The 3386-nt window shown below is 71.8% G+C and carries 4 protein-coding genes; all 4 read right to left on the bottom strand.

Annotated features, from left to right (window positions below; all coding sequences use genetic code 11):
* On the bottom strand, nucleotides 1-614 hold a 614-nt coding region (locus tag M0P34_RS14440; protein ID WP_291500367.1), incomplete at its 3' end, for a methyltransferase domain-containing protein.
* A gap of 103 nt (nucleotides 615-717) precedes the next feature.
* The gene (pdxA, locus tag M0P34_RS14435) at nucleotides 718-1713 is read right to left on the bottom strand and encodes a 4-hydroxythreonine-4-phosphate dehydrogenase PdxA (protein ID WP_291500365.1); all 996 of its coding nucleotides are present in this window, start codon (nucleotides 1711-1713) and stop codon (nucleotides 718-720) included.
* 93 nt (nucleotides 1714-1806) lie between these two features.
* On the bottom strand, nucleotides 1807-2115 hold the full coding sequence (locus tag M0P34_RS14430) for an isoamylase early set domain-containing protein (protein WP_291500363.1): 309 nt from the start codon (nucleotides 2113-2115) through the stop codon (nucleotides 1807-1809).
* A 58-nt stretch (nucleotides 2116-2173) separates the two neighbouring features.
* On the bottom strand, nucleotides 2174-3386 hold a 1213-nt coding region (locus M0P34_RS14425), incomplete at its 5' end, for a glycogen/starch synthase (protein WP_291500361.1).

Here is a 3386-nt window from a genome sequence, read left to right as displayed (position 1 = left end):
GTGCCGTTCCACAGCCGCACCTGCCACAGGTGATTGGATATCTCGGCGGTGTTCAGGAACACGTCCTTGCCCGGCGATGGAGTCTCCAGGTAACCCCGGGGCGCCACGCGCATCAGCTCCTCGCAGGCCCGGGCCGGGTCGGCGCTGTGCTCCAGCACATGGCAGCAGGTGACGAAATCGAACTCCCGGTCCGCGAAGGGCAGGCTTTCCACGGCACAGCGGTGCACCCGGCGGCCCTCCAGGGCCTTGAAGGGCTGCCCGGCGCGGCCCACGCCGTCGTCGTCGGGGTCCAGGTCGGCCAGGTCCGTGGCCAGGGGAAAGGGCACATTGCCGCTGCCCACGTCCAGGACGCGGTCGCCCTCGGCCACGGGGAAGCGGAAGTGTCGCCGCTGGTAGAGGGTGTAGCGGTCGCGCCCGGGCAGGGCCATGTAGCAGTCGTGGCACAGGGCCAGGATTTCCACATGGGCCTGGGGCCAGGTTTCCAGAAGCTGCTCGAAGAGGTCGAAGGCCTGGACCTCGCGCCCGTGTCGGAAAAGCGTCACCGCCCGGGCCAGCCCGTCGGTGAGGCTCTCCAGGGGGATGCGCAGGGGCCTTCTCAGGAAATTTTCATTCATTGCACGTCCTTGTGCCCGGCGTGAAAAAAAGGGAGCGCCGCGGAGGGGACCGGCACGATCCTCCCCGCGGCGCAATGTAGCAATAAGCGTACCGCTTGCCGGGTCAGTCCAGCAGGCGCGCGGCCAGCCCCAGGGCCGCGCGCAGGCTGCCCGTGTCGGCCACGTCGCGGCCCGTGATGTCGTAGCCCGTGCCGTGGTCCACGCTGGTGCGCACCACGGGCAGCCCCAGGGTCACGTTCACCGCCTCGCTGAAATGCAGCAGCTTGAGGGGCGCCAGGCCCTGGTCGTGATACATGGCCAGCACCGCCGAATAGCGCCCGGCGGCGGCGAAATGGAAGGCCGTGTCCCCGGGCAGGGGGCCCAGCGCGTCGATGCCGCGCGCCCGGGCCTCCTCCACCGCCGGGGCGATGATGTCGCGGTCCTCGGTGCCGATGCGCCCCGACTCCCCGGCGTGGGGGTTCAGGCCGCACACGGCCACCGGCGCGCCCGAGAGCCCCTGGCGGACCATCAGCTCCCAGGTCAGCTCCAGGCAGCGCAGGATGCGCTCCCGGGTCACCAGCCGCGGCACGTCGGCCAGGGGCGGGTGGGTGGTCACCAGGCTGACGCGCAGCCGGGGGCCGCACAGGTGCATGCAGACCCCGTCGCGGCCCACGCCCAGCCGCTCGGCCAGGAACTCGGTGTGCCCCGGGAAGTCGAAGCCCGCCTCCTGGAGCATGGCCTTGTGCAACGGGCAGGTGACCAGCCCCGGCGCGGCCCCGGCGCGCAGCAGGTCGCAGGCGGCGTCCAGTGCCAGCCCGGCGGCGCGCCCGCCCTCGGGGTGGGCCTGGCCGGGGCGGGGGGTGAAGCGCTCAAGCCCCGGGGGCACGCGCAGCCAGATTCCCGGCCCGGGCGCCAGGGGGCCGGCGGCGTCGGCCTCGACCCAGAAGCGCGGCAGGCCCAGGCGCGCGCGGTGCAGCTCCAGGGCCTCGCGCGGGCCAAGGAGCACCAGGGGCCGCGCGGGGGGCGCGGCGGCGCCCAGGAGGCGGCAGACAAGTTCCGGCCCCAGGCCGTTGGGGTCGCCCAGGGTCACAAGCAGGGGGGAGGGGAATGCTGCGGTCATGGCGGGTCCGTCTTACGGCAAAGCGCCGCCCCGGTCCAGGGTGGACCCGGGCGGCGCAAGGCTTTCGGGGCTCCGGGCGCGCTGGCGGGCGGGCTACACGTCCACCACGGAGTTGTCGCAGTTGCCATAGGCGCTGCGGGCGTAGCGGTCGGCGTCCCAGTCGTTTTCCCAGCGCATCTCGTCGATGAGGTAGCGGTACTCGTAGGACCGCCCCGTCTCCAGCTCCAGGGTGACGGTGAACTCACCGTTCCTGAGCTTCTTCATCTGGGTGGCGTAGACGTTCCAGTCGTTGAACTCGCCAACCAGGGCCACGTTCCCGGCCTCGGGGGCGGCCTCCCGGGGCAGGCGGAAGGTCACCTTGGCCAGGGCTTTGGACTTCAGGTACTGCTTCTTCAGGCTCACGGTCGTTTCCTCCCGGACGCAGGCGGGCGGGCACGGCATGTGCCCCGGCCCCGCGCCCTCAAATTGCGGCCCCCGCCGAACGGTAAACGTCCAGGTAGGCGCGGGCCGAGTCGTCCCATGAAAACGCGGTGCGCATGCCGCGCTCCTGGATGGCCCTCCAGGCCGGGGCGTCCTCCCACACGGCCACGGCCCGGGCCACGGCGTCCACCAGCAGCCCCGGGTCGGGCGCGTCGAAGGTGAAGCCCGTGGCCCCGGGCCCGGGGTGGGGCACGATGGTGTCGCGCAGGCCGCCCACGGCGGTGGCCACCGGCGGCGTACCGAAGCGCAGGGCGTACATCTGGGTCAGGCCGCAGGGCTCGTAGCGCGAGGGCATGAGAAAGATGTCCGTCCCGGCCTGGATGTAGTGGGCCATATCCTCGGTATAGCCGATGTGCGCCCATACGCGGCCCGGGTAGCGCTCGGCCATGTCGGACAGGCGCGCCTCGAACTCCAGGTTGCCCTCGCCAAGGACCACCAGCCCCACGTCCAGGGCCATGAGCCGCTCCATGGCCGCCAGCACGAGGTCGATGCCCTTCTGGCGGCGCAGGCGGCCGATGAAGCCCAGGATGGGCCGCCCGGCCAGGGTCGGATCCAGCCCGTAGGTGGCGATGAGGTGCTCCTTGCAGACGCGCTTGCCGCGCAGATCGTCCGGGCCGTAGGCCCGGGGCAGGAAGCGGTCGGCGCCGGGGTCCCACACGTCGTAGTCCGCGCCGTTGAGGATGCCGTGCAGGCAGCCCTGGCGGTGGGCCAGGATGCCCTCCAGCCCGCAGCCGAACTCGGGGGTCACGATCTCGCGGGCGTAGCCGGGGCTGACGGTGGTGATGCAGTCGGCGTAGGCGATGCCCGCCTTGAGCAGATTGAAGTCGCCGTAGAACTCCGCGCCGTTCATGCCCCAGGCCTCCCAGGGCAGGCCGCTGGTTTCGAACAGCCGCGAGGCGAAGCGGCCCTGGAAGGCCAGGTTGTGGATGGTCAGAACGCAGCGCGTGTCGGCCAGGATGGGGTCGCGGGGGCGGGCGAAATGCAGGAAGGCGGCGGCCACGGCGGTCTGCCAGTCGTGCAGGTGGATGACCGCCGGGGGCGTCTCCAGGCGCCGGGCCCAGGCCAGGGCCGCCCGCGCCAGGAACACGAACCGCTCGCAGTTGTCGAAATAATCGCCGTGGTGGGTGCAGTAGTAGTAGCGGCGGTCGAAATACTCGGCGCGGTCGATGAAGTAGACCGACACGCCGTGGAAG

The organism is Desulfocurvus sp. (genome assembly GCF_023230885.1).
Lineage (GTDB): Bacteria > Desulfobacterota > Desulfovibrionia > Desulfovibrionales > Desulfovibrionaceae > Desulfocurvus.
Note: the sequence above shows the minus strand (reverse complement) of the source record. Positions and strands in the feature narration are given on the sequence as shown.